Below are 26,546 nucleotides of genomic sequence, written 5' to 3'. Positions count from 1 at the left end.
GGTCGTCGCCCTACCGCCCCGGGGCCCTGGCCAGCAGCGCGATGATCTCCTCGGTGCCGCGCACGTCGGCGAACAGCACCGCCAGGTTCAGCAGCGCCGCGTTGTGCTCGGCGTCGGTGACGGCGGCCGTGGCGTCGGCGGCGAACAGCACCCGGTAGCCCAGCATGAAGGCATCGCGCGCGCTGCTCTCGCAGCAGCAGTTGGTCAGGGTGCCGGCGATGATCAGGGTGTCCACGCCACGCGCCTGCAGCCGCGCATGCAGGTCGCAGAAGCCGGGCAGGAAGGCGCTGTAGCGGAACTTGTCGATCACCGCGTCGGCCTGATCCAGCGCGATGTCCGGATGCAGGGCATGGCCCGACGAACCGGCGCGCAGCGCCGCCTTGGCGGCGTCCACCGCGGCATCGCCCGCCAACCGCCGCCAGTGCGGGTCGGCGCGGTGTGGATCGTCTTCGTCCACCGTCTGCCGGGTCCACCACACCCCGACGCCCGCCGCGCGGCAGGCGCGGGCCAGGCGGTTGACGTTGCCGATGATGTCCAACGCATGCGGATTGGCGAACACCTGACCTTCCGCGATGAAGGCCTGCTGCATGTCGATGCCCACCAGCGCGGTGCGCGCCGGATCCAGGCGATCCAGCGCCTGGATCGGGCGACCCCGCGCCATGGCCCAGTCGGGAAGCTCGATGCGATGCACGGCGGCTACCGGGTCGGGAACGGTGCGAGGGCGATCGCCTCGCGCCTCTCCGGACGCGCGACCGCGAATGACTTGCCCGGGCATCGCGGCGCCATCCCGATTGCGGATGCGATGCGGCTCACGGCACGTGATCCGTCGAGGTCGTCAGCGCCAGCCAGCGCGCCAGTTCGGCCTGCTGGTCGGCCTGCTTGCCCAACACATAGCCCAGCGCGTCGGCGCCCAGCAGCAGCCGCAGCGGCGGCGCCTCGGCTTCCACCGCCTGGCAGATGGCCGCGGCGGCGCGCGCAGGATCGCCGCGCTCGTGGCCGGCGTGTTCGTCCAGCGTGCGCTTGCACGCGCCCAGCGCGCCGTCGAGGTAACCGGGATCGGCGATGACCTGCGTGGCCCGCACCCGCGAGCGTCCGGCGAAATCGGTACGCAAGCCGCCCGGTTCCACCATCATCACCCGGATGCCCAGGCCCGCCACCTCCTGCGCCAGCGTCTCGCTGATGCCCTCCAGGGCGAACTTGCTGCCCGAGTAGATGCCCAGGCTGGGCCAGCCGACCAGGCCGGAGACCGAGGTGATGTTGACCAGCGTGCCGGCGTGGCGGCGGCGCATCGCCGGCAGGACCGCCTGCATCATCGCCAGCGCGCCTAACACGTTGACCTCGAACTGCGCCCGCGCCTCGTCCAGGCTGGCCTCCTCGACCCCGGCCACCAGGCCATAGCCGGCGTTGTTCACCAGCACGTCGATGCGCCCGAAGCGGGCCTCCACCGCCGCCACCACGGTGCGCACGCCCTCGGTGTCGGTCACGTCCAGGCGCAGCGCCATGACCCGGCCCGGTGCCAGGGCCTCCAGCGCCTGCGCGTCGGCCGGGCGGCGCACGGTTCCGGCCACGCAATGTCCACGCGCCAGCACGGCGTCCACCAGGGCGCGGCCCAGGCCCGAGCCGGCGCCGGTGATCAGCCAGACCTGGGGCGCGGTCGATGTGTTGGTGTCGTGGCTGGACATGCCGGGTTCCTTGCTAAGCGCCTGTTACGGGCGACGAATGCCCGCTTCGGGCTTCGCTCACGCCTCACTTTTCCGCACTCACTCCTCAGAACGTCGGTCGCTCCCCCTTGAGCGTCACCCGGAAGCCCGACCGGGTCTGCGGGTAGTAGTCCCAGATGGCCAGGTGGTGGGTACAGCGGTTGTCCCAGAACGCCACCGAATGCGGCCGCCAACGGAAGCGCACCTGGAACCGGGCATCGGCGCAGTGCGCGGTCAGGAAGTCGTACAGCATCCGGCTTTCCGCGTCCGAGACGCCGTTGAAGTGCGAGACGTACTGCGGGTTGAAGAACAGCGCCTTGCGCCCGCTCTCCGGATGGGTGATCACCACCGGGTGGTCGTTGCGCGGATAGGCCTTGTCGTAGTCGTGGTACAGCGCGTGGTAGACGTGGTTGGCATCGTGCTGCGCGGTCAGGCCGTCCAGATAGGCCTTCATCCGCTCGGGCAAGGCCTCGTAGGCCGAGTACATGTCCGCCCACAGCGTATCCCCGCCCACCGGCGGCACCGTATGCAGGTACAGGATGCTGCCCATCGGCGGCTCGGCGTTGCACGACAGGTCCGAATGCCACTGCTCGCCGGCCACATAGGTGGAGTTGGCATCGCCGTGGATGGCCACGATCAGCGGAAACCCCTCGATGCCGGGCGCGCCGGGGTGGACGATCAGCTCGCCGAAGCAGCGGCCGAAACGCATATGGTCCTCGTGGCCCATCGGCTGGTCGCGGAAGAAGATCACGCCGAACTGGAGCAGCGCGCGCCGGATCTCCTCCACCTGCTCCGGCCCCAGCGCGGCGGTCAGGTCCACCCCCGAGATCTCCGCGCCGATGCGCGCCGTGCAGGGGCTGACCTGGATATGCCTGTACATGCCGTGTCACCTTGAGGATGTGTCGCGCCACCCGACGCCGATGCTCCGATGGTGCGGAGCGGCGCGTCGGTCATCTTGCGCGGGTGCGCCCTATTCCTTGGCCGCTTCAGGCCGGCGGAGACCGGGCGCTTGACAGCGCTCGCCGGGCTGTATATCTCGATTGTGCATGTGCAGCAAACCGCGGGTTTGGTTGCGCCGCTAGGGACAACGACGTACGACAGGTGCCGGCCGCGGCGGCCTGTGCGTGGTCGCGGCGAAGACAGGGCCATCGGGCCCGACAACCATTCCGGCGGTGTCCTTCCACGTTCGGGAACCGATGGCATCGCCGCCTTGACCAAGCCGTCCTTCTTCACCGCCGAGTCCTACCCTTCCAGCCATCGCCAGGAGGCCTGGCAGCAGGCGCTGGAACGGATCTCGGTGCGCACGCGCATCACCGCCCCGCAGCTGTTCGGCACCCTGACCACGCTCGAATCGCAGCAGGGGATGAGCTTTTCGCTGGTGTCCTCCTGCCCGCAGGAGATCTTCTACAAGGACCCTGTCCAGGCCGGCTCGATCCAGCTGGCCCTGCACGTGGAAGGAACGGCCTCGCTGCTCGACCGCACCCACCAGACCCGCCTGCGCCCCGGCGACATCGTCTACAACATCGCCGACGCGGTCGGCACCATCGCCCTGCAGAGCAACTTCCGCCACCTGCTGGTGCGGATCCCGCGCTCGGTGTTCCGCGCGCGCCTGCCGATCCCGCTGTCCTCGCGCATGGGCGTGCTGTCCGGGCATTCGGGCATCGGCCACGTGTTCTCCGGCCTGCTGGGCGCGGTGGCCGACACCATCCAGGACCTCGGCCCGGACCAGTTGCGGCCGATCGAGACCTCGCTGTCCGAGCTGCTGATCACCAGCCTGACCGACGACGAGTTCGCCAACGCCATCACCGGCTCGACCAGCACCCAGACCGCGCTGCTGCACCGGATCAGCCAGCTGATCGAGGCGCGCCTGACCGAGGCCGACCTGAGCATCGGCCAGATCGCGCAGCAGGCCGGAGTCTCTCCGCGCTATCTGCAGAAGCTGTTCGAGTCGGCCAACGACAACTTCAGCCACTACGTCCGCGTGCGCCGGCTGGAGCGATGTCGCGCCGACCTGATCAATCCGCTCTACGCCAAGCTGTCGATCTCGGACATCTGCTTTCGCTGGAGCTTCAACGACTCGGCCCATTTCAGCCGCGCGTTCAAGGAGCAGTACGGGGTCTCGCCGCGCCGCTACCGGCGCGAGATCAGCGAGGCGCTGTCCGAGGACCTGCTGAGCCGCTTCAGCCGCGGCTGGCCGGAACTCAACGAGGAAGCCGCCAAGAACCTCAAGGCCAGGCCCAGCCCGCCGGCCAGCCCGCCCGGCCTGCCGACCGCCAGCGCGGTCAACCCGCATCTGCACTACCTGCCGGTCAACGCGCAGACCGTGCACTGGGGCTACTTCAGCTCCGCCCTCAAGCCGGTGCTGGAGGTGGACTCGGGCGACACGGTCGCCATCGAGACCCTCACCCACCACGCCTACGACGACTACGACCGCATGATCAAGGACGATCCGGGCGCCGAAAGCGTGTTCCACTGGACCGCGCAGGGCAAGAACGTGGATCGCCGCGGCTCCGGCCCGGCGGACGCCTCGATCTACGGGCGCGGCGCCGGCGAGGGCTTCGGCGTGCATGTATGCACCGGACCGGTGGCCGTGCGCGGCGCCGAGCCGGGCGACGTGCTGGAGATCCGCATTCTCGACGTCACGCCGCGCGCCGCGGCCGACCCGCGCTTCCATAGCCACACCTATGGCAGCAACGCGGCCACCTGGTGGGGATTCCACTACGACGAGATGCTGACCGAGCCCAAGCAGCGCGAGGTCATCACGATCTACGAGTTGGACTGGGGCACCCAGAAGCAGTACGCGCGCGCCGTCTACAACTTCCGCTGGACTCCGCAGACCGATCCCTTCGGCGTGGTCCACCACACCATCGACTATCCCGGCGTGCCGGTGGATCACCGCACGGTGGTGGAGAACCACGACATCCTGCGCAACGTGCGGGTGCCCGTGCAGCCGCACTTCGGCGTGCTGGCCGTAGCCCCGCGCGAGGCGGAGATGGTCGATTCCATCCCGCCCTCCTACTTCGGCGGCAACATCGACAACAAGCGTGCCGGCAAGGGCGCCACGCTGTACCTGCCGGTCAGCGTGGCCGGCGCGCTGTTCTCGGTGGGCGATCCGCACGCCTCGCAGGGCGACTCGGAGCTGTGCGGCACGGCCATCGAGTGCTCGATGACCGGGCTGTTCCAGCTGGTGCTGCACAAGCGGCGCGACCTGCCGGGCAAGCCCTACTTCGACCTCAACTATCCCCTGCTGGAGACCCGCGACGAGTGGGTGATCCACGGCTTCAGCTACGCCAACTACCTGGCCGAGCTGGGCGAGAAGGCGCAGAGCGAGATCTACAAGAAATCCTCGCTGGACCTGGCGATGAAGGACGCCTTCCGCAAGATGCGCCGCTTCCTGATGACCTACAAGGGCCTGAGCGAGGACGAGGCGCTGTCGCTGATCTCGGTGGCGGTGGACTTCGGCGTGACCCAGGTAGTGGACGGCAACTGGTGCGTCCACGGCATCCTGCGCAAGGAGATCTTCACCGAGGAGGCCGCCTCGGCACGTCCCACGCCGTAGGACGCGCATGCCGCGAAGGTGGTCCGGGCGGTGGCCGCCATGCCGCGGTCCGCAAGAATTGATGCATCCGCCGACAAGATGCCCGCGCGCCCGCGATCCAAGCTGGCGCCATGAGTGCACAAGCCGCCGCCCTGCCCGCGCCCGAAACGCAGGAATCCCCGTTCGATGCCCGCCGCCTGCGCGACGCGTTCGGGCATTTCGCCACCGGCGTGGCCATCGTCACCGCCCGCGGCAGCGACGACCAGCGCCTGGGCATGACCATCAACAGCCTGGCCTCGCTGTCGCTGCAGCCGGCGCTGCTGCTGTGGAGCATCGCCTGCAGCTCGCGCAGCCACGATCGGTTCGCCGGGGAGGTCGGCCACTTCGCCATCCACGTCCTGGGCGAACACCAGCGCGCGCTGAGCCGGCAGTTCCAGCAGTCCGCGCAGGATCGCTTCGCCGGCCTGGCGGTGGTGGACAACGCCCACGGCGTGCCGCTGCTGTCCGGCTGCCTGGTGCGCTTCGAATGCGCGACCGAGCGCATCGTCCCGGCCGGCGATCACAGCATCGTCATCGGCCGCGTCCAGCACATCCAGGAACATCCCGGCGAACCGCTGCTGTTCCATCGCGGCCGGTTCGGCCATTTCCAGGACGCTTCCTGAGCGATTCCGGGGCGGGATGCCGCGCGGTGCTGCGCCAGCATTCACCCGGCTGAAAAGCGCGGGTAGGCCGGCGAGTGAATTTCGGGGATGGTTTGACTGGTGATGGGAGCCACGACGGCGATCACCCGGCGCCGACCGTCCGACGGGTCCGTTGACGAACATCAGAGGCCGCTGCCCGGCGCCTGAGGCGCAGCCTCAATCGCCTCAGGTCACACGCCTTCCACCCTGGGCACCGCGGCGATCCCGATCCGGAAGCGGCCGCCCTCGCTGCCGCCAACGCCGTCGGGATTGGCGATGCTGGCCCGGTCCTCGACCACCGCGTTCTTGCCGAAGCCGTCGATCACCGGCCGATCGCCCGTGCGGCGCAGCCACAGCCGCAGCAGGTGGCGCCGGCGCTGCGGCTCCTCGTAGTCGCTGAAGAAGGTGCGCGAGTGCAGCGCGGCGTAGTTGGACAGCCACTGGATATCGCCCGGGCGGAAATCCATCTCGATGGCCATGCCCGGCTCGTAGGTGATGTCGTCGAACAGCTTGAGCAGCTCGATCTGCTGTGGGCTCAGCCGCGGCACTTCCGGGTAGTCCTGCGCGGTGAAGATGTAAAGCGCGCCGGCATACATGCTGAAGACCCCGTCGGTCAGGTCGATGATCGGCGAGGTGTAGGTGTTGGCCGGGGCGTTGTGGTCCTGGCGCTTCCAGTCCCAGTGGAACGGCTCGAACAGCAGCGGCGCCAGGTCCGGGCGGCGCTTGAGGATCTCGTTGTAGATCTGCGCGCCGGAGACCAGGCACGAGGCGCCGCCCTGCTTGGACGGCCGCAGGCACATCAGCGCCACCACGTCCGAGCTGTCCGAGTGGAACGGCAGCGCGTCGCGGATGCTGGCCGACAGCGCGGTGGGATCGTCCAGCGTCTTGTCCGAGGTCGCGTAGACGTGGCCGACCAGGTCGCCCAGCCGGTTCTGCCGCATCGGCTCGCCCAGGTGCAGGCCCAGGATGTAGTAGATCGCCGCCGACAGCGCGTCCGAGTACAGATGGGTGCGCAGGCCGCGCACCAGCACGAAGCCGCGCCCGGTATCGATATCGCGCCCCCAGGAGGCTACCGCGCCGGCGCAGGCGTCCAGCGGATAGTCGGCAGCCTGGACCAGACGCAGGTCCGGATCGTCCTCCACCAGGCGCGTGCCCAGCGCCTCCAGCTCGGCCACCTGGGCATCGGAGAGCAGGTAGATCCATTCGGCGCGGGTGGCAAGCACATCGCCACGCCAGGCGGCCTCGGTGGTGACGGGTTCAAGCTCGAGGATTTCGGTCATGGCACGCTCGCGGGGTCGATACGTCGGCATCTGAAGTGGCAGTGTCCCTCCCGCGCACCTGGACGGCTTGCGCCCAGATGCACGGATCGTTGCCCGCGCCGGCTGGGCGGCCGGATCAGAACGAATACTGCACCGAGAAGATGTACTGCCGCGGGGCGATGAAGGTCTGGGTGACCTGGGCGCTGCCGTAGGGGTCGCTGAAGCGCGAGTTCACCCCGTTGCGGTTCTGCAGGTTGGTCACCGACAGCGCGTAGTCCCAGTGCGAGTCGTCCGGCGCGTAGCTGAGGAACAGGTTGACCTGGTCGTAGGACGGCACCTTGTCGTCGGCGGCATTGTTGTAGAGCCGGTACTGGTAGGAGCCCCGGTGCAGCAGCTCGGCCCTGGCGGTGAACAGCCCGCTGCCGATCTCATTGGTATAGGTCGCGCTGACGTTGCCCTGGAAGCCGGGGATCTTGGGCACGGTGTTGCCGTTGATGTTCTGCGAGGCGCTCGCGCGCGCGGCGACGGCGGCGGCGAAATTCGCCCAGTACAGCCAGCCCGGGTAGCCGGCGGCGATCTGGGCCGCCGAGGCCGAGGCCGGGTCCAGCGCCTCGTAGTCCTTGTTGAACTTGCCGTGCAGCAGCGCCAGGGATGCGTCGAAGCGCCAGTTCTGCGTGGCCAGCCATTTGCTCTCCAGCTCCAGGCCATAGATCCTGGCGCTGGGGGCATTGCTGGTGCCCTCGCCGTACAGCATGGGGTCCTCGTTGAGGAACTGCATGTTCTTGTAGTCGTACAGAAACGAGGACGCGTTGAGCTGCAGCGAGTTGTCCAGGAACCGGTTCTTGCTGCCGACCTCGAAGGCGTTGACCGTCTCGGGCAGGTAGTGCGGCCCGATCACCGCGGCGGCGCCATTGGCCGTGGACGAGCCGTTGAGCCCACCGGGCTTGTAGCCGCGGGTGAAGCTCAGATAGCCCAGGCTGGCCGGCGTGAACTGGTAATCCAGCGAGAGCTTGCCGGTGGTCTCGTTGCTCTTGTAGCCGGGCGCGGTCTGCGGCTGCAGGTAGGGACCGGAGGTCCACTTGGAGGCGCCACCGCTCATGCTGTTGGCCTCGCCCTCGTACTTGTCGGCGTTGTAGCGTGCGCCTGCGGTGAGGCTGAGCTTGTCGGTCAGCGCGTAGGTGCCCTGGAAATAGGCGGCCCCGGAGCGGCGGGTGTACTCCTCCAGGTCGGCGTAGGTGACCTTGGCCACCTCGGGCGCGTTCCACGCGGTGTCGGCCGGAATCGCTGGGCGGACCAGATTGGTGTCGCTGCCGCGGTACTCGACGATGTATTGCTTGTTGGTGGACTTCAGGAACACCGCGCCGGTGATCCACTGGAACCTGCCATCGCCATTGGAGGCCAGATTGAACTCCTGCGAGTAGGACTTGACGTCGCTCTGCCACTTCGCCGTGTGGTCGTACGTGTAGCCGCTATAGGTCAGCGGGCTGTAGGTCTGCGCCCAGAACAGCTTGGCGGTGAGGGCGTCAGAGTCCCAGGACTGGTTGGAATGCAGCTTCTGGTAGGCGGAGATCGACTTGAAGGTGGCCCAGTCCAGGTTCCACTTGAGGACCGCCGAGTACAGGTCGAAGTCGACCACCGAGATGCCCGGATAGTCCGAGCTGATCACGCGCGGATTGGCGATCGGGTCCAGGATGTTCTTCTGCGCCGGGGCGTTGGTGTCGCTCCGGTAGGTGATCGCGCTCAGGGTCGCCTCGAAGCTGTCGCTGGGCTTCCACAGCGCCATGATCTTGCCGCCCAGGTCGTCGGCCTGATCGGCCTGGTAGCCGTACTTGCCGTAGACGTCGGTCAGCTTGGCGTAGCCGTCGTGGCGGTACTCCTGCCCGGCCACGCGCACGGCGAAGGTCTGGCCCACCGGCAGGTTGATTGAAGCATTGCTCTTGGTCAGATCGTAGTTGCCCACGCCCAGCTTGACCTGTCCGCCCAGGTAGCCCAGCTCGGGCTGCTTGCTGACCACGTTGACGGTGCCGCCGGTGGAACCCTGGCCGAACATGGTGCCCTGCGGGCCGCGCAGCACCTCGACCTGGGCCGGGTCGATGAAGGCGGCGTTGGCGGCGATCGAGTTGAAGATGTACACCCCGTCCACGTGCAGCGACACGCCGGGCTGGGTGTTGGTGTTCTCCGGCGTCTCCGAGCCGATGCCGCGGATCGACATCACCCGCTCGGCGCCGCCGCTCCTGGCCACCACCAGACCGGGCACGCTGCCGTTCAACCCGGTGACGTCGTTGATGTTGGCCTGGTCCAGCTGCTCGGCCGAGATCGTGCTGACCGACAGCGGCGCCTTCTGCTGGTCCACGCTGCGCCGCTCGGCGGTGACGGTGACGGTGGACAGCTGCTTGGTGCCGGTCTGATCGGCCGGAGCGGCCGGCTCCTCGGCCGGCGCGTCCGCCGCCAGGACCGGCCGGCCCAGGGACATACCGAGGACGACGAGGGACACCGCCAACGCCAGACTGCCTCGTGCCGGCCTACTCTTGGAGCTACGCATCGGAGTTACCTCAGTCGATCATGGCTGGATGGGCCGGGCGCTCGGGCAACCCGGGATGACGGCTCCACGATTGTTCACGCGCCTGTCACCTTCTTGATTTGCAGCGCCCTTTTTGTTGTTGCGCTGCAGTAACGGCGTCTGTGCGCGTTCGCCTGCGGCAGACGCCGGCCACGGCGTGGCCTCCCGCTCGGGCCTGATCGCGTCCGCCCACGGTGCGCAAGGTCCTACAGGTCCAGCACCAGCCGCGTTCCCCGGCAGCCGGAACAACAGATCATCATCGAGGCGTTGGTCGCGCGCTCGGCTTCGGTCAGCACGTCGTCGCGGTGTTCCGGGACGCCTTCGAGCACGCGCACCTCGCAGTCGCCGCAGATGCCCTCACGGCAGGTGTAGGCGACCCGGATCCCGGCGCCCTCCAGTGCATCCAGAATCGTCTGCCCGGCGCCGACGTCCACCTGCCGACCGCTGCGCGCGAGCATGACCGCATAGCCGCCGGCGGTGGCCGCCGCCTGGGTGGGCTGGAAGTGTTCCAGGTGGACGTGGGAGGCAGGCCGCGACCGGGTGAGCGCCTTGTATTCCTCCAGCATCGCCTTGCCGCCGCAGCAGTAGAGATGCGCCTGCGTCGGCGCCTGCCGGATCACCGAGCCCAGCGCCATGCGGCCGCCGCCGGCGGCACGACTGAAGTACAGGCGAACCCGTCCATGGCGCGCTCGCGCCGCGAACGGTTCGATCTGTGCCAGCAGCGCCGCGTCCTCGCGGTCGCTCGCGCCGTAGTGCAGTTCCCACGGCCGTCCCTGCGCCTCAAGGGCCTGGGCCATGGCCCACAGCGGCGTGATGCCGATCCCGCCGGCGATCAGGACGCTAGGGGCCGGGTCCGGGGCGAGCGCGAAGTGGTTGCGCGGCGCGCTGGCGGCGAGCACGTCGCCGGGCCGCACCCGCTCGTGCAGGAAGTGGGAACCGCCTCGGCTCTGCGCATCCAGGGCCACGGCGATGCAATAGCGATCGGTCTGCCCGGGCGCGTTGAACAGCGAGTACTGGCGCACGCCGGCCTCGCCCACGGCCAGGTCGATATGGCTGCCGGCCTCGAAGTCCGGCAGCGGCGCGCCATCGACGTGGCGCAGGTCGAACACGCGCACGCCCCGCGCCTGGTCGTCCACGGCGTGGACGCGCACTTGGATCTCCAGTTCGCTGGCCTGCATCGGCACCCTAGTTCCGCCTCGCGCCCGTGCCGCCTTCGCATGCGCATGGCGGCCTCTGCCCTGGAGCTTACGGAATGCGGAGGACTGCGTTTGCCTGGATGCGCCCCAATCCTTGTCGGCGCCTTCGTTCAGCGCTGTGCGCCGCGGCCCGCTGAAGCGGGCTGCGGTTCGTCCAGCACGCGCTCCCGCAGCGGCGTGTCGTCCTCCTGCCAGGTGCGCTGCCACACCGCGCCGATCAATCGCCTGAAGCCGTCAACGCCTGAAATCGGCAGCGGCGCCTGGATCTGCTGCGGCTCCATCGCCTGCCAGTCCTCATCGCGCAGCTCGGCCACGGCGAAATTGAAGGTGTAGTCCGGATCCAGGCCCATGCGCAGGTCCGACAGCACCAGCCGCCCGTCCTGCACCTGGGCGCGCATGAAGCCGTGGTTGAACCAGTCCAGCCGCGTCACCGCCGGGATGCCGATCCGCATCGCCTGCGCCAGCGCCTGGGTGTTGGAGGGATGGCCGCGGAACACCATCGGCCCCCGATCGAACACCGAGCGTTCGGCATCGACATAGCCGGACGGCGTCATCGCCACTACCCGCCACAGCAGGGTGGAGAACGGCATCGGCGTGGAGAAGCGCGGCGCATCGTCCAACCCCATCGCCGCCAGGGTGCGCTCGGCCTCGCGATCGACCCTCGCCTTGGCCAGGCCGGCCACGCCCAGCACGCCGGCGGCCAGCACCAGGCCGGCGATCGCGCCGCGCTGGCCCAACGGCTTGCGCGGCACGCACCAGGCGATGACGCAGCCCAGCAGCAGCCACAGGGTGAAGGCCGGTTCGATGATGAAGAACAGCGACCACATCGTCGGTGGCACATCCAGCGGCCACAGCAGCGAGGTGCCGTAGACCGTGCAGGCATCCATCAGCGGATGGCTGAGCAGGCAGGCCTGGATCAGCCAGAACCAGCGCGCCGGCGCCGAATTGACCCGGGTGCCGCGCACCCGGCACACCCACCATACCAGCGCGCCGATCAGCGGCAGCACGAATACCGAATGCAGGAAGCTGCGATGCCAGGTCATCAGCATCACCGGGTCGTCGGTGAACCACGGCAGCAGCGGCACGTCCAGGTCCGGCAAGGTGTTGAGCGCCGCGCCGGCCAGGATGGCGGCCCGGCGCTGACCCGCCGGGGCGAGGGCCGCGCCGATGGCGCCGCCAAGCAGAAGATGAGTGACCGAATCCATGCCCCATCATGCCTGCTTGGTCGGGGCTGCGGGCTCTATGTGCCGCCGCTTCCATGCCGAGCCGCCAGCGGGCGATCGCGCCGTGCACTGCATTGCACGAGCGGCCCGATGAGATTGCCGATCAAGCCGCCCTGCCCGGATGCCACGCACGCACGGCCCGGTCCCTTGGCTTCAGGCCCAACGCATGCCGATGCCCGCGATCAACACCGGACGAGGCCCCTCACTCCAGGCTCGGATTGCGCACCGGCCGCCAGTTGGCCGGAAGACGATCGCCTTCGCTGGCCTTGACCAGCGCGCGCAGCTGCAAGCCGATGGGATCGTCTGGCGCAAGCTGATCGGCCCCGCCCGCCCAGGCCTTGCGCGCACAGGCGACATCGCCCAGCCGCGCCAGCGCATTGCCGCGCTCGACGTAGCAGCCGGTGGCGAACGGCACCGCCTCGAGGATCTCCGCGCAGCGCGTGGCCACCTGCCGCCAGTCGGGCGAGGGCGTGCGATAGACCTCCTTAAGCACCTCGCGATACAGGCCGCGCACGCGCAGGCGCTTGTCGTCCATCCGGCCCTGCCAGATGCCCAGCACGCCGATCCGCCCGACCTGGTGCAGGTTGCGCATGGTGACGGCCGGATTCCAGTTGTACTCGGGCTCGGGAATGGTGCTGCTCAACCGCATCACGAACAGACCGGCGTAGCGCCCGGCGAGATTGGTGTCGTCCACGCTCTCCACGTATTCGCGCAGCGGCGAGCCGCTGCCGCGCACCCATTCGGGCATGTACATATAACTGTTGTAGAGCGTGGTTCCCGGCGGCTGGTGGGTCTGCATCCAGCGGCTGATCTCGGGCAGGCGCTGGCCAAGGTCCACGCCTTCATCGGAGAAGTTGCGCCAGCCGTCCGCGCTGCCGCCGCCCAGCTCGTTGAAGTACTCCCACAGCCGCGGCTCGCGTGCGGTCATCACCAGCGCCAGCGCGGTGGGCGCGAAGGCCAGCGGCAGCAGCCAGCGCCGCCGTACCGACACCGAGGCACGCCAGGCCAGCGCGCCGGCCAACGTGGCCAGCGGCAGGAACAGCAGCAGCGCATGGCGCACGCCTGCATAGGTACCGCGCGAGCCGAGCAGGCTGGCCCAGTACGCCGCGCCGAGCGCGCCCATGGTCAGCAGCAGGTGCTTCTGCCCGCTCGACAGCGGCGCGCGCCACAGCGCCAGCAGGCCCAGCAGCGCGCCGGCCAACAGCGGCAGCGGCAGCTTGGCCGCCAGCTCGCCGGGCCAGAAGAACCACGGCGGCGCGCCCTTGAAGTCGTGGCCGAACAGCTTGTGTTCGCGCTGGCCGCGGCCTTCCACGCCGGCGCGCAGCGTGTCGGCCATGCCCCACAGATAGGCCCGCGGCAGCAGGCGCGCGTCGTCCAGCGCATGCAGCACCCGGCGCTGCACGGGCGAGGCCAGGTCGTCGATCTTGGGCGCCATCGGCCGGTTGAAGGCGTCGCTGCCATCGCGCCCGGCATGGAAGCGGAATCCGTACAGCGACCACAGCACGGCCACCGCGACCAGGGCGGCCAGTGCGACCGCCGCCCACCGCGCCAGCAGGGTCGCGCCGCGCTCGTGCGCGCCGGGCAGCGCGTCCCGACGGCTGCGCCAGTGCCGCCAGGCCGCGGCCAGCAGCAGCGCCACGCCGATGCCGGCCACAGCGCCGGGCGCCGAGTGCTTGGAGCCGAGCGCCAGCCCCGCCGACAACGCGAAGGCCAGCCAGGCCGGCCAGCGCCAGGTGCTGGCCAGCCAGGCCGCGCTGGCCGCGCTCATGCCCAGGGCGAGGGCCACCGGCAGGTCGGTCATCAGCACCGGCAGGTGCGCGCCGACGGTGGGATCCACCGCCAGCCAGGCCAGCAGCCCGGCCGCCCACCACAGGCCCGCCACCTTCCACACCAGCAGCGCCAGCGCGGCCAGCAGGAGCAGGTTGAGCGCGAACATCGCCACGCGGATGTGGTGCTGGGAATCGGCCGGCGCGTTGTCCAGGTAGGCCATGGACTGGGTGTAGATGCGCTCGTCGTCCTTCTCGTGCAGCGCGCGCAGCGGCGGCAGCACCACCGAGGCAGGCGCCAGCCAGCCGGTCCACAGCTTGGCCAGCGGCGGATGCTCGGGATTGATCCGGTAGTCGCCGAGCCGCGCGTAGGACACACCGGCGGCGTAGTGGTAGGGCTCGTCGAGGGTCAGGCCATCGCGGGCGGTGCCGACCATCGCGCGCGCAAGCGCCAACGCCAGCAGGGCCGCGATCAGCAGCAGTCCGGGGAATGATGCGCGCAGTCTTGGCTCCATGCCCAGCACACGCAGCCCACGGCGCCACCCGGACAGGCGATGCGCGGAACGAAAGCGCGGCTACATCGAGCGCGCGCTCAGGCCGCCTGCGGCAGCGCCGGCTCGTCCGGTACCAGGCGCAGGCGCGCCGGCAGTTCGCTCAGCACCTGGCCGGCGTGGGACACCAGCTGCAGGCTGCCGTCGGCGGTCTCGCACAGCGCGGTGAGGCTCTCGACCCAGTCGCCATCGTTGGCGTACACCAAGCCGTCGCGTCGGATCAGCGCGGCGCGATGGATGTGGCCGCAGACGATGCCGTCCAGGCCGCGCCGGCGCGCGTCAGCCAGGCCGGCCTCGACGAAGCGGGCGATGTAGCGCTCGGCCGCCGCGCTCTTGCGCTTGAGGTATTCGGCCAGGGACCAGTAGCGCAGGCCGAAGCGCCGCCGCATGCGGTTGACCAACTTGTTGCCGGTGAGGATGCGGTAGTACAGCCAGTCGCCGAACTGCTCCTGCAGCCCGCCGAAGTGCGTGGCCGCATCGTAGTCGTCGCCGTGCACCACCAGCAGGCGGCGGCCGTCGGCGGTGGTGTGGATCACGCGGCGACGCACCTGCATGGCCGGCAGCATCAGCCCGCAGAAACGGCGCGCGGCGCGGTCGTGGTTGCCGGGCACGTAGATCAGCTCGGTGCCGTTGCGCGCCAGCGCGTGCAGCGCCTCGACCACGCGCTGGTGGGCGGCGTCCCAACGCGCGCGGCGCCGCGACATCCACCACAGATCGACGATGTCGCCGACCAGATAGAGCTGTCTGCACTTGAGCCGGGTCAGGAAGTCGGCGAACTCGGCGGCATGGCAATGGGTGGAACCCAGATGCACGTCGGAGACGAACACGGCGCGGTTCATGCGGCTTGCTCCTGCGTGGGGGTGTGCAGATAACGCTGGCGCTTGCGCGTGTGCATGCGCTCCAGGTCCAGTTCGATCAGCCCGTCGACGCAGCCGGCGAAGTCGGCGTCCACGCCGAAGGCCAGAAAGCGCGCGCCGCCCGGTTCGCACAGCTCGGTGTACTGGCGGAACAGCATCGGCACCTGGGCGCCGAGCGCGGCGAGGTTCTCGCGCAGCACGGCGAAGGCCGCCTGCGCATCCAGCGTCTCGAACGCCGCCGGCACCGCCTGCAGTACGAAGGGATGGCGCGCGGTGGCGCCGGCGTCCTGGCCGTGGAAGCGCTGGTAATAGGCCACGATCTGCTCGCGCGCGGCCTGCGGCAACGCCGCGCTCATCGACACCGCGCCGAACAGATAGCGCACCTGCGGATGGGCCACCAGGTAGGCGCCGATGCCCTGCCACAGCTGGTCGATGCTGCGGCTGTTCCAGTAGTCGGGCGCGACGAAGCTGCGGCCCAGCTCCATGCCCTGGGCGATGCGCGGCAGCGCGCCCTCGGACCAGTCGAACAGGCTGGCCGTGTACAGTCCGGCCAACCCACGCCTGGCCAGCACCTGCGCCCCGCGCGCCACGCGGTAGGCGCCGGCGACCGCGCCGGCCTCCTCGTCCCACAGCACGATGTGGTCGTACCAGGTGTCGTAGTCGTCCACGTCCAGCGCCCGGCCCGTGCCCTCGCCCACCTTGCGGAAGGTCAGCTCGCGCAGGCGGCCGATCTCGCGCAGCAGCGGCGAGTCGGCGGCCAGCGGCCCGGCGACGATGCGCCGGCCCTCGCTGGTGCGGCCGAAGCTCGGCAACGCCGCGATCGCCGCGCGCAGCTGCGCCACCGGCACCGGCGCAACCAGCGCGGCCGGAGATTCGGCCCCGGCATCGGCGCGGCTGCCGAGCGAGTACAGCGCGCGCCGCAGCTGGCGCAGCACGGTGGTCTCGTCGGCGTGCGTGGCCAGGGCCTGCGCCTGGCCCACGTACAGGCGCAGCGGCTGCTGGCGGCGCGCGAACATCTCGCGCGGCAGCAGCACCGTGCCGGCCGGCTTGAACACCGCAGAGGCGCCATAGAACAGCGCCGAGTTGCGCGCCTGCACGCGCACCGGCAGCACCTGGGCGCCGCTGGCCCGGGCGAAGCGCACGAAGCCCGGCCGCCAGCGCGTATCGCGCACGCCCAGCGGCGACAGGCGCGACACCTCGCCGGCCGGGAACACGATCACGCACTGCCCGGCATCCAGCGCCGCGCGCACCGCGCGCAGGCTGCCGGCGGCCGAGCTGCCGCCGAATACGCGCACCGGCAGCAGCAGCGGGCGCAGCGGCGCGATGTGGGTCAGCACCGCGTTGGCGACGATGCGCACGTCGCGCCGCACCTGGCCGACCAGATGCAGCAGCGCCATCGCATCGCGCGCGCCGGAAGGATGGTTGGCGACCACCAGCAGCGGGCCGCTGGCGGGAATGCGCGCCAAGGCCTGCGCATCGAAGCTGCCGTCCAGCTGCAGGAAGTCCTGCGCGGCGGCGACGAAGTCCCAGGGCGTGCTGTCCCGGTGCGCGTTCAGGAAGGCCAGCGCCTGGTCCAGTCCGGACCAGTGGCCGTAGCGGCGCAACAGCGGCCGGGTCAGCAGGCCACGGCGGCCGCCGAACCAGCGCGGATAACGTTCGAGCAGGGTGTCTTCCAGAGGGCGCATGGTCGGGTCCCATCCCGGTCAGCGGCGGATCTGGAACGCCAGACTGGGCCGCGATGGCGTCAGCCGCGTTGCACGCGTGCGGCACGGCGATGACACCGCCCGGCCGCGGGCCGGGGCGCGGAAAGTAACGTCCCGGCAACACGGGGCACGCCACCATGCGCGGCCGGCGCCGCGCGTGTATCATGCGCGGCCATCTTTTCATCCGAATCAAAGGATATAAGCCTGATGTCCAGCTACCTGTTCACTTCCGAATCGGTCTCCGAGGGCCATCCGGACAAGATCGCAGACCAGATCTCCGACGCCGTCCTGGACGCGATCCTGGCCCAGGACAAGCGCGCCCGCGTGGCCTGCGAGACGCTGGTCAAGACCGGCGTGGCGATCGTGGCCGGCGAAGTGACCACCAGCGCCTGGATCGATCTGGAAGCCCTGACCCGCAAGGTCATCCTGGACATCGGCTACAACAGCTCCGAGGTCGGCTTCGACGGCGAGACCTGCGGCGTGCTCAACCTGATCGGCAAGCAGTCGCCGGACATCAACCAGGGCGTGGACCGCAAGAAGCCCGAGGAACAGGGCGCCGGCGACCAGGGCCTGATGTTCGGCTACGCCACCAACGAGACCGACAGCTACATGCCGGCGGCGATCCACCTCTCGCACCGGCTGGTCGAGCGCCAGGCGCAGATCCGCAAGAAGAAGAACTCGCCGCTGTCCTGGCTGCGCCCCGACGCCAAGTCGCAGGTCACCCTGCGCTACGAGGACGGCGTGGCCACGGCCATCGACGCGGTGGTCCTATCGACCCAGCACGATCCGGGCATCAAGCAGAAGGACCTGATCGAGGCGGTGCGCGAGGAGATCATCAAGCCGGTGCTGCCGTCCAAGTGGCTGCACAAGGGCACCAAGTTCCACATCAACCCGACCGGCAAGTTCATCATCGGCGGCCCCGTGGGCGACTGCGGCCTGACCGGGCGCAAGATCATCGTCGACACCTACGGCGGCTGGGCCCGCCACGGCGGCGGCGCGTTCTCGGGCAAGGATCCGTCCAAGGTCGACCGCTCGGCCGCCTACGCCGCGCGCTACGTGGCCAAGAACGTGGTCGCCGCCGGCCTGGCCGACCGCTGCGAGGTGCAGGTCTCCTACGCCATCGGCGTGGCCGAGCCGACCTCGATCTCGGTCACCACCTTCGGCACCGGCAAGATCGCCGACGAGAAGATCGAGAAGCTGATCCGCAAGCATTTCGACCTGCGTCCGTACGGCATCATCCAGATGCTCGACCTGATCCACCCGATGTACCAGCCGACCGCCTCCTACGGTCACTTCGGCCGCAAGCCGAAGGAATTCACCTACACCGACGGCGCCGGCACGCAGCACACCGCCACCGCCTTCTCGTGGGAGAAGACCGACAAGGCCGACGCCCTGCGCGCCGACGCCAAGCTGAAGTAAGCCTGCCGCGCACCCGCGCCGCAGACTGCAAGAAGGCCGCTGAGAAGCGGCCTTTTTGTTTGTTGGTTCTTCGCCGAGATTCTGGCCGCTGCAAAAGCGGACGTCGCCGCCCAGCCGCGATCCGGCCGGGCGCGGCTCCTCGGCTCGATCCGCCAACGACAGCGGACGCCGGGATGAAAAGGATTGACAGCGCTGCATGCTCTTGTGGGAGCAGCTGTCCCTCAAATCTAGCAGCCGCCAGTCTGTAGAGCGGAGCTCGCTCCGCTGCTCTTCGTTCGGTTCGTAGGGAGAGCCCCAGCGGAGCAAGCTCCGCTCTACAAGTGGGAGGCATGGCGGCTCCCACATGGGATCAGCACCGACCGGTGGAAGCCCCACTGTGGATGGATCAGGACGTCTTTCAACTCGAAGGCATCGAGCAGCGCTCTGCCCCCTCCCTTTCGCCGCAGGCGAAGGGGAGCTCGAAGTCGCGAACTAGCGACTGAGGGGGTGGGGTGCTTTTGCTCTTCGCTTCGGTGGCTTGACCGGGAAAGCCTCGACCCCTCCCCATCCCTCCCCTGCGCTGCGCGCAAGGGAGGGGGCCTCAAGTCGATCATTTCCCGCCACTGATCGCGTTGCGCGCGAGGGAGGGGATTCAAACGGCTGCGCAAACCGAAGCCCTATGACCTAACGCGCGCGGCGGCGGCCGGCGGGCGGGGGCCGCGGCTAGCGAGGCAGGAGCCGAGCGCCCGAATCAGGGCAGGACGCCCTGTTTGAGGGATAAGCGGCCCCCGCCCGCCGGACCGCTGCCCTTCCGAAGCCGGAAGCACCGCTCCTCCGAAGTCACAACGCACAGTTGCAACGTGACCTCAGGATCGTGGGAAGAACCTGGTCTTGGTGCTCCGAGCGAAAGTCCCTGGGTTCCCGCGTTCGCGGGAACGACGATAGACACATAAGGCGCGGCAGATGACCCCACCGAGGGACAAGCGAACACCGTCGGCCGTAGCGCTGCTCTTCGAAGCCGAACGCCCAAACGCCAAGATCATGCAATCGGAAGAACCGGCAACATGCGAAACGCAGCCTCGCCCTCAACCGATCATCTGATCCGCCAGCGCACCCACGCGCGCCAGCACCGCGTCGCGCTGATCCGCATCGACCCGGGCGCCTTGCAGCAGCGCCACCAGCACCCACGGGGTGCCGCCCGCGAGCGGCCACAGCACCGCCAGATCGTTGCGCGTGTCGCGGCCGTTGCTGCCCGTCCTGTCGCCCACGCGCCAGCGCTTGCCCAGGCCGGCGCGCAGACAGGCGTCGCCGGTCTGGTTGTCGATCAGCCAGTCCGCGTACTGCGCACGCGACGCCTTGGACAGGCCATCGCCCACCGCGAAGCGCGCCAGGCTGGCGGCCACCGCCGCAGGGCTGGTGGTGTCGCGCGGATCGTCGGGTGCGAAGTTGTTCATCTCCGGCTCGTAGCGATCGCTGCGGGTCACCGCGTCGCCCTGCTTGCGCAGGAACGCCGTCAGCGCCGGCGGCCCACCGGTCCGCGCCAGCAGCAGATTGGCCGCGGTGTTGTCGCTGTTGGTGACGACCGCGCGGCAGAGATCGCGCACGGTGAGGTCCTTGCCCACGTGCCGCTCCGACTCCGGCGCCCAGGACAGCAGCTGCGCCTGGCGGATCGGGAGGCGCTCATCCAGCGACAGCGCCCCGGCGTCGGCCAGGCTCAGGACGTGCGCGGCCAGCAGCGCCTTGAAGGTGCTGCACATCGGGAAGCGCTCGTCCTGGCGGCGGCCCATCCGGCGGCCGGTGCCGACCTCCAGCAGGGTCACGCCCAGCCGTCCCCCGCTGACCTGCTCCAGCGCGGCAAAGTCCCTGGCCCCGGCGATGGCCGCGGCCACGCCGCCCTTTGCGGCGGCGGCAGGGGCCACCGGCGCGACGGCGGCCGCCCAGGGCGCGGCGAAGGCGGTGAGCAGCGCGGTCCCGCTGCGCTGGAGGAATCGACGACGGTCAGACATGGCGGCACTCCGAACGGTTGGTCCCCAGGATTATTGGAAGGCCGCCCCGCGGCCACCAGCGCGAAGTTTCAGGGGCAGCCATAAGCTGGATCGATGGCTTGGGCTACAGTGCCCGTCGCACGATGCCCCGCCGGCGTGCCTGCATCCTCTCCCTCCCGTACGGCCGTCATGCTCCGATCCGCCCTGCCGCTCAATGCCTTGCGCGCCTTCGAGGCCGCCGCACGCCACTTGAACTTCACCCGCGCCGCGCTGGAGCTGCACATCAGCCAGGCCGCGCTGAGCCATCAGATCCGTGTATTGGAATCGCGCCTGCAGGTGGTGCTGTTCCATCGGCTGGCGCGCGGGGTGGCGCTGACCGACGAGGGCGCGGCGCTGTACCCGATGCTCAACGAAAGCTTCGACCGCATCGCCGCCACGCTGGATCGCTTCACCGATGGCCGCTATCGCGAGACCTTGAACGTGGGCGTGGTCGGCACCTTCGCCATCGGCTGGCTGCTGCCGCGCCTGGCGCAGTTCGGCGCGGCGCATCCGGCCATCGACCTGCGCCTGCAGACCCACAACAACCGCGTCGATCTGGCCGGCGAGGGGCTGGAGCTGGCGATCCGCTTCGGCGAGGGCGACTGGCCTGGCCAGCACAGCACCCCGGTGATGGCGGTGCGCTTCGCGCCGCTGTGCGCCCCGGCCCTGGCCAGGACCCTGCACCGCCCGGAGGACCTGGCCGCGCACACGCTGCTGCGCACCTACCGGCAGGACGAATGGTCGCGCTGGTGCGCGGCGGCCGGCATCGCGCCGCTGGATGCGCGCGGTCCGGTGTTCGACACGTCGCTGGCGATGGCCGCGGCCGCCACCGCGGGCGCCGGCGTGGCGCTGCTGCCGGTGGAGCTGTTCCAGCAGGCGCTGGACAGCGGCCAGCTCGTGCGACCGTTCGATCGGCACATCGCGCTGGGTCGCTACTGGCTCACCCGGCTGCGCTCGCGGCCCGAGAGCCCGGCCGCGCAGCAGTTCCGGCGCTGGCTCGAACAGCGCGTGGCGCAGGACGCCGCGCCGGCGGACTGACGCCCCGGCTCAGGCCGCGTCGTCGTACAGCGCCATCCAGGCGGCCTCGGCCTTGGCCAGGTCGCCGGCGGCCTGCTCGCGCTGGCGGCCGAGCGCGGCCAGCCGGCTGCCGTCGGCGGCATTGGCCGGGTCGGCCAGCTGCGCGTCGATCGCGGCCACGGCCGCCTCCAGCTGCGCCACCTTGTCCTCGGCCGCCTTGAGCTTGTGCGGGTTCGGTGGCTTCTTCTGCACCAGCGGCGGGGTCGGCGGCGGTGGCGTGGGCGCGGCCTGGGCCAGCTTCTGCTTGGTGCCCTGCGCGGCCGGGCGCGTGCGCAGCCAGGCGGCGTAGTCGTCCAGGTCGCCGGAGAACGGTTCGACCACGCCGTCGGCCACGCGCCAGAAGGTGTCGCAGACCAGGCCGATTAGATGGCGATCGTGGCTGACCATCACGATGGCGCCTTCGAAGATGCTCAGCGCTTCGGCCAGCGCCTCGCGCATCTCAAGATCCAGATGGTTGGTCGGCTCGTCGAGCAGCAGCACGTTGGGCTGCTGCCAGGCGATCAGCGCCAGCGCCAGGCGCGCGCGCTCGCCGCCGGAGAAACCATCGACCACCTCGAAGGCGCGATCGCCGGGGAAGTTCCACTTGCCCAGGAAGTCGCGGAACGACTGGGTGGACGCATCCGGGGAGATCTCGCGGAAGTGGTCGATGGGCGACTGCCCCTCGTGCAGCGACTCGACCGTGTGCTGGGCGAAGTAGCCGATGCACAGGTCCGGGTGCGCACTGCGCTCGCCATGCACCGGCGCCAGCTCGCCGACCAGGGTCTTGACCAGGGTGGACTTGCCCGCGCCGTTGGGGCCGAGCAGGCCGATGCGGTCGCCCGCCTCCAGGCCGAAGCCGACCTTGTGCAGAATCACCGTGTCCTCGCCGTAGCCGGCCTCGACATGGTTGAGGCGGATCAGCGAATACGGCAGGCGCGCCGGCGCGGCGAACTCGATGCGGAACTCGCGCTCGGCACGCACCGCCTCGGTGCCGGCCATCTTGGCCAGGCGCTTGATGCGGCTCTGCGCCTGGCTGGCCTTGCTGGCCTGCGCCTTGAAGCGGTCGATGAAGCTCTGCAGATGCGCGCGCTCGGCCTCGGCCTTCTCGTGCTGGATCTGCTGCTGGCGCAGGTGCTCGGTGCGCTGGCGTTCGAAGTCGGTATACCCGCCGACATAGAGCTTGGCGCCGCCGCCATGCAGGTGCAGGGTGTGGGTGGCCACGTTGTCCAGGAACTCGCGGTCGTGGCTGATCAGCAGCAGCGTGCCGGGATACTTCAGCAGCCACTGCTCCAGCCAGAACACCGCGTCCAGGTCGAGGTGGTTGGTCGGTTCGTCCAGCAGCAGCAGATCGCTGGGCATCATCAGCGCACGCGCCAGGTTCAGGCGCACGCGCCAGCCGCCGGAGAAGTCCTTGACCGCGCGCTGGTGGGTGTCGGCCGGAAAGCCCAGGCCGTGCAGCAGCTTGCCGGCGCGCGCCTGGGCGTCGTAGCCGCCGACTTCCTCCATGCGGATGTGCACGGCGGCCACCGCTTCCCAGTCCTCCGCGGCCATGGCATCGGCCTCGGCCTTGAGCACGGCGGCCACCTCGGTGTCGCCGCCCAGCACGAAGTCCAGCGCCGCATCGGGCAGGGCCGGCGTCTCCTGCGCCACGCTGGCGATGCGCACCTTGCCGGGCAGCTCGACATCGCCCTTGTCGGCCTCCAGCTCGCCCTTCACCGCGGCGAACAGGCTGGACTTGCCAGTGCCGTTGCGCCCGACCACGCCGACCCGGTAGCCGGCGTGCATGGCCAGGTCGACATTGGACAACAGCAGGCGTTCGCCGCGACGGAGGGCGAAATTACGCAACGAAATCATGGGGGTTTTCCGAAATAACCGAAGGGCATGAGGAGATGAGGACCCTTCCTGCGACGCCATTCTAACGTTAACGAATACTTGACTCGGAGCCTGCGCGGGGCGCCGCAAGCGCGGATTTTCCGGCGCGCGGCGCGCACAGCCAAAGCGATTTCAGCCGAAACCGGGTTTGACACATCAGTTAGAAAAGCGTTAATTCGAAAGTGCATCGCGACCTCGCCCCCTGTTCAGGTGACGAGCCCTCCCCCAGCGATGCGAGCCTTTATTACCGGAGTTGCACAGATGAACCGCAAGACCAGTCCCCTCGCCGCCGCCGTGGCTCTCGCCCTGGCCGCCGCCCCCGCCTTCGCCCAGGACGCCGCCTCTTCGGCGCCCGTCAAAGCCAGCACGCTGGATACCGTGATCGTCACCGGTACGCATGTGGCCGACCGCACCGTGGCCGAATCCCAGTCGCCGATCGACATCATCTCGCCCGAGACCCTGCAGGCCACCGGCACCACCGAACTGGCCACCGCGCTCTCGCGCGCCCTGCCCTCGCTCAACTTCCCGCGCCCGGCGCTGGTGGACGGCACCAGCGGCGTGCGCCCGGCGCAGCTGCGCGGGCTCTCGCCCGACCAGGTGCTGGTGCTGGTCAACGGCAAGCGCTACCACAGCTCGGCCGCGATCAACCTCAACGGCAGCATCGGCCGCGGCTCCTCGGCGGTGGACCTCAACAGCATTCCGGTCGCGGCCATCGAGCGCGTGGAAGTGCTGCGCGACGGCGCCTCGGCGCAGTACGGTTCGGACGCCATCGCCGGCGTGGTCAACATCGTGCTCAAGGGCGCCGGCAGCGGCGGCAGCCTGGCGGTGAACTACGGCAAGTACGCCAAGGGCGATGGCGAGCAGTACCAGCTCTCCGGCGATGCGGGCGTGGGCTTCGCCGACGGTCGCGGCAAGCTGCACGTGGCCGGCCAGGTCGGCTACCAGGATCCGACCAACCGCTCCGGCGCCTACGCCGGCAGCACGCCCAACACCGGCAACTTCCCCTCGGTGGGCCAGAAGGCCTTCGTGATCGGCGACCCGGACGTGAACGCCGGCGCGGTGTCGGCCAACACCAGCTTCGACTTCAGCGACCACCTCAGCGCCTACGCCACGGCGATCGCCAGCAACCGCGACATCGATTCCTACGCCTTCTACCGCTCGAAGAACCACAACAACCAGAGCGCGCTGCTGGCGCAGTTCTACCCGGACGGCTACGTGCCGGTGATCAACCAGTACTCCAAGGACCGCTCGCTGATCGCCGGGCTCAAGGGCAACACCGACGGCGGCTTCACCTGGGACGTCAGCTACAACTACGGCTACAACAAGATCGACTACCACACCCGCAACACCATCAACTACACGCTCGGTGCGGCCAGCCCGACCAGCTTCTACGATGGTGCGCTGGAGTACACCCAGAACATCTTCAACGCCGACTTCACCCAGGCGCTGGACTGGGGCCTGGCCTATCCGGTGACCTGGTCCTTCGGCGCCGAGTACCGCGGCGAGAAGTGGAACCAGTCGCCGGGCGAGTACGGCTCCTACGCCAACGCGGGCCAGGGCATCGCCGGCTCCCAATCCGGCGCGCAGGGCTTCGGCGGCTTCACCCCCGCCAATGCCGTGCATGCCGACCGCCACAGCTACGCGGTCTACACCGGGCTGGAAGCCGACTTCACCGACAAGTTCTCCGCTGGCCTGACCGGTCGCTACGAGGACTACTCGGACTTCGGCAGCAAGGTCTCCGGCAAGCTGTCGGCGCGCTACGCCTTCACCGACCGCGTGGCCCTGCGCGCCACGGCGTCCAACGGCTTCCGCGCCCCGTCGCTGGCCCAGCAGAGCTTCCAGGCCATCTCCAGCACGATCAACAACGGCGTGTTCTTCCAGTCCGGCACCTTCCCGGCCGACACCGCCGTGGCCCAGGCCCTGGGCGCCAAGCCGCTCAAGGCCGAGACCTCGACCTCCTACAGCGTGGGCCTGGTGCTGCAGCCGACCGATGCGTTCTCGCTGACGGTCGACGCCTACCAGATCAAGATCGACGACCGCATCCTGCTGTCCTCCAACGTCAACACCACCCCGGCCGCGCGCGCGCTGCTGACCAGCCTGGGCCAGGACCAGGTGACCCAGTTCCGCTACTTCACCAACGCCGCCGACACCCGCACCCGCGGCGTGGACGTGGTGGGCACCTATGCGATCCCGTTCGCCACCAGCGGCCTGGACCTGACCGCCAGCTACAGCTACGGCAAGACCGAAGTGACCCGCCTGGACGCCTCGCCGGCCGTGCTGACCGGCCTGGGCATCACCACCGGCCTGGTCGGGCGCGACGAGATCGGCCGACTGGAAGACAGCTTCCCCAAGAGCAAGGCGATCGTCGGCGGCACCTGGCATAGCGACCACTGGAGCGTGGGCCTGACCGGCACGCGCTACGGCAGCGTCACCGTGCGCAACTCGACCACGCCGGCCAACGACCAGACCTTCGACGCCAAGTGGCTGGTCGACGTCAACGCCAGCTACAAGCCGACCTCGCAGTGGACGCTGACCGTGGGCGCGGACAACGTGCTGGACACCTATCCGCAGGAAAACACCTACGCCAACTCGACCAGCGGCGTGTTCCCGTACAGCAACTACTCGCCGTTCGGCTTCAACGGCGCCTACGTGTACGGCCGCATCGCCTACACCTGGTAAGCCGCCCCAGCGTCATCGCGTGAACCCAAAGCCCCGGCCGATCTGGCCGGGGCTTTTTTCTTGCGCCCAGGCACAGGGTCGGTGGGCGCACTTTGCCCACCAGCCTCGATCCGGCGGGGCAAGGCTCCTCGGCTCACCAACTCTCCCAGGCTCAGCCTTGGACCGGAGAGGATTGAGACTCCGCACCCTGCCTGGTGGGAGCCGCCATGGCGGCGATGGGGCTTTCCCGGTAGAGCCTCATCGCCGCCATGGCGGCTCCCACGATGGGGTCCGACAACGCATCTGTCGTCGGCATTCCGCAAGGACGCATCGCACCCACGCGCCGTCGCGAGCCATCATGGCCCGCTTTCCGCATGGCCCGATCGGGTCGAGCCTTGGGGCAGATGGATCGAGACTTCCTTCAACCCGAAGCCCTTCAACCAAACGCACGCAGCAGCGGGCCGGCGGGCGGTGGCCGCGCCTAGCGAGGCAGGACGCCGAGCGC

General features: G+C 69.5%; 17 protein-coding genes. 5 read left to right on the top strand and 12 right to left on the bottom strand.

All coding sequences use genetic code 11. The features are described from left to right. Positions 1–10: 10 nt before the first annotated feature. From EAT51_RS09475 to EAT51_RS09465, 3 genes are all read right to left on the bottom strand, one after another. Positions 11–661: a cysteine hydrolase family protein gene (locus EAT51_RS09475; protein ID WP_205953515.1), complete on the bottom strand. Its 651-nt coding sequence runs from the start codon at positions 659–661 to the stop codon at positions 11–13. Positions 662–809: 148 nt separating this feature from the next. Beyond that, positions 810–1,682: an oxidoreductase gene (locus EAT51_RS09470; protein WP_130517288.1), complete on the bottom strand. Its 873-nt coding sequence runs from the start codon at positions 1,680–1,682 to the stop codon at positions 810–812. A gap of 85 nt (positions 1,683–1,767) precedes the next feature. Continuing rightward, entirely contained in the window at positions 1,768–2,580 is an 813-nt protein-coding gene (locus EAT51_RS09465; RefSeq protein WP_130517286.1) for a TauD/TfdA dioxygenase family protein, read from the bottom strand. A 330-nt stretch (positions 2,581–2,910) separates the two neighbouring features. Here EAT51_RS09465 and EAT51_RS09460 point away from each other — a divergent pair, with 330 nt between their 5' ends. Together EAT51_RS09460 and EAT51_RS09455 are read left to right on the top strand one after the other, a co-directional pair. Beyond that, positions 2,911–5,259 (top strand): acetamidase/formamidase family protein, encoded by a 2,349-nt coding sequence (locus tag EAT51_RS09460; protein ID WP_205953514.1) that lies wholly within the window; start codon positions 2,911–2,913, stop codon positions 5,257–5,259. Positions 5,260–5,369: 110 nt separating this feature from the next. Beyond that, positions 5,370–5,900 carry a flavin reductase family protein gene (locus EAT51_RS09455; RefSeq protein WP_130517282.1) on the top strand — a complete coding sequence of 177 codons (531 nt, stop codon included), beginning with the start codon at positions 5,370–5,372 and terminating at the stop codon, positions 5,898–5,900. A 209-nt stretch (positions 5,901–6,109) separates the two neighbouring features. Here EAT51_RS09455 and EAT51_RS09450 read toward each other — a convergent pair whose 3' ends face one another. The 7 genes from EAT51_RS09450 to olsF form a co-directional block, all read right to left on the bottom strand. Further along, entirely contained in the window at positions 6,110–7,198 is a 1,089-nt protein-coding gene (locus EAT51_RS09450; protein WP_130517280.1) for a TauD/TfdA family dioxygenase, read from the bottom strand. A gap of 115 nt (positions 7,199–7,313) precedes the next feature. Next, on the bottom strand, positions 7,314–9,671 hold the full coding sequence (locus tag EAT51_RS09445) for a TonB-dependent receptor (RefSeq protein ID WP_205965172.1): 2,358 nt from the start codon (positions 9,669–9,671) through the stop codon (positions 7,314–7,316). 272 nt (positions 9,672–9,943) lie between these two features. After that, entirely contained in the window at positions 9,944–10,915 is a 972-nt protein-coding gene (locus EAT51_RS09440) for a PDR/VanB family oxidoreductase (protein ID WP_130561552.1), read from the bottom strand. 128 nt (positions 10,916–11,043) lie between these two features. After that, entirely contained in the window at positions 11,044–12,138 is a 1,095-nt protein-coding gene (locus tag EAT51_RS09435) for a metal-dependent hydrolase (protein WP_130517276.1), read from the bottom strand. A 220-nt stretch (positions 12,139–12,358) separates the two neighbouring features. Beyond that, the gene (locus EAT51_RS09430; RefSeq protein WP_130554013.1) at positions 12,359–14,437 is read right to left on the bottom strand and encodes a hypothetical protein; all 2,079 of its coding nucleotides are present in this window, start codon (positions 14,435–14,437) and stop codon (positions 12,359–12,361) included. A gap of 77 nt (positions 14,438–14,514) precedes the next feature. Further along, entirely contained in the window at positions 14,515–15,312 is a 798-nt protein-coding gene (locus EAT51_RS09425) for a UDP-2,3-diacylglucosamine diphosphatase (protein WP_130517272.1), read from the bottom strand. Beyond that, the gene (olsF, locus tag EAT51_RS09420) at positions 15,309–17,015 is read right to left on the bottom strand and encodes a bifunctional ornithine lipid synthase OlsF (RefSeq protein WP_130517270.1); all 1,707 of its coding nucleotides are present in this window, start codon (positions 17,013–17,015) and stop codon (positions 15,309–15,311) included. The genes EAT51_RS09425 and olsF overlap by 4 nt, the downstream gene beginning before the upstream one ends. A 225-nt stretch (positions 17,016–17,240) precedes the next feature. Here olsF and metK point away from each other — a divergent pair, with 225 nt between their 5' ends. After that, a complete protein-coding gene (metK, locus tag EAT51_RS09415; RefSeq protein WP_130517268.1) occupies positions 17,241–18,452 on the top strand; it encodes a methionine adenosyltransferase in 1,212 nt (403 codons plus the stop codon). A gap of 1,064 nt (positions 18,453–19,516) precedes the next feature. Here the strand turns inward: metK and bla are convergent. Further along, positions 19,517–20,437, bottom strand: coding sequence for a class A beta-lactamase (gene bla / locus EAT51_RS09410; protein WP_130517266.1), 921 nt, complete (start codon positions 20,435–20,437; stop codon positions 19,517–19,519). Between the two features lie 168 nt (positions 20,438–20,605). Between bla and EAT51_RS09405 the strand changes: the two genes are divergently transcribed. Beyond that, positions 20,606–21,493: a LysR family transcriptional regulator gene (locus EAT51_RS09405; RefSeq protein ID WP_130517264.1), complete on the top strand. Its 888-nt coding sequence runs from the start codon at positions 20,606–20,608 to the stop codon at positions 21,491–21,493. 9 nt (positions 21,494–21,502) lie between these two features. Here the strand turns inward: EAT51_RS09405 and EAT51_RS09400 are convergent, their stop codons facing one another. Further along, positions 21,503–23,365 carry an ABC-F family ATP-binding cassette domain-containing protein gene (locus tag EAT51_RS09400; protein WP_130517261.1) on the bottom strand — a complete coding sequence of 621 codons (1,863 nt, stop codon included), beginning with the start codon at positions 23,363–23,365 and terminating at the stop codon, positions 21,503–21,505. A gap of 279 nt (positions 23,366–23,644) precedes the next feature. Here EAT51_RS09400 and EAT51_RS09395 point away from each other — a divergent pair, with 279 nt between their 5' ends. Then, a complete protein-coding gene (locus tag EAT51_RS09395; RefSeq protein WP_130561551.1) occupies positions 23,645–26,062 on the top strand; it encodes a TonB-dependent receptor plug domain-containing protein in 2,418 nt (805 codons plus the stop codon). Positions 26,063–26,546: the final 484 nt, after the last annotated feature.

The sequence above is a fragment of the Pseudoxanthomonas winnipegensis genome, from assembly GCF_004283755.1.
GTDB classification, from domain to species: Bacteria; Pseudomonadota; Gammaproteobacteria; order Xanthomonadales; family Xanthomonadaceae; genus Pseudoxanthomonas_A; species Pseudoxanthomonas_A winnipegensis.
Note: the sequence above shows the minus strand (reverse complement) of the source record. Positions and strands in the feature narration are given on the sequence as shown.